1 protein-coding gene is annotated in these 456 nt (G+C 35.7%); it reads left to right on the top strand.

All coding sequences use genetic code 11. From position 1 onward, the window contains the following. The coding region (locus LKE08_RS07025) for a transposase (RefSeq protein ID WP_324703496.1) at positions 1 to 456 on the top strand (456 nt) is incomplete at both ends.

The following is a 456-nucleotide window of genomic DNA, read 5'->3' as shown; positions in this document are numbered from 1 at the left end:
ATTTAAGTCTTATCGAGAACTTTCTAAGAAGTACAATAAGGGGGAATTAGCAAACAAACCTCAACTGCCTAAGTATCGCAAAAAAGGAGGAATGGGAGTAGTAACTTATCCCAAACAAGCTTTAAAACTAGAAAAAGGCAGGGTAAGATTACCTTTAGGAAAGAAAGTCAAAGCCCTTTTTAAGATTGATAGTTTTTTCCTAGACTTTCCGACAAATCTTGAGTTTAAAGAAATCAGGGAGATTAGGATTCTACCTCGCAATGGTTGCTTTTATGTCGAATGGGTTTATGAGTTAAAAGCGACTCAACCTCAGTTAGACAAAAACAAAGTTTTAGGTATAGACCACGGAGTTGATAACTGGTTAAGTTGCGTTTCTAATGTAGGGACAAGTTTCATTATTGATGGTAAGCATCTTAAGTCAAAAAACCAATGGTACAACAAACAAGTAGCCACAAT

The sequence above is a fragment of the Lyngbya sp. CCY1209 genome (genome assembly GCF_035615495.1).
Taxonomy (GTDB): Bacteria; Cyanobacteriota; Cyanobacteriia; order Cyanobacteriales; family Microcoleaceae; genus Limnospira.
This window is presented reverse-complemented; position numbering and strand designations above follow the sequence as displayed.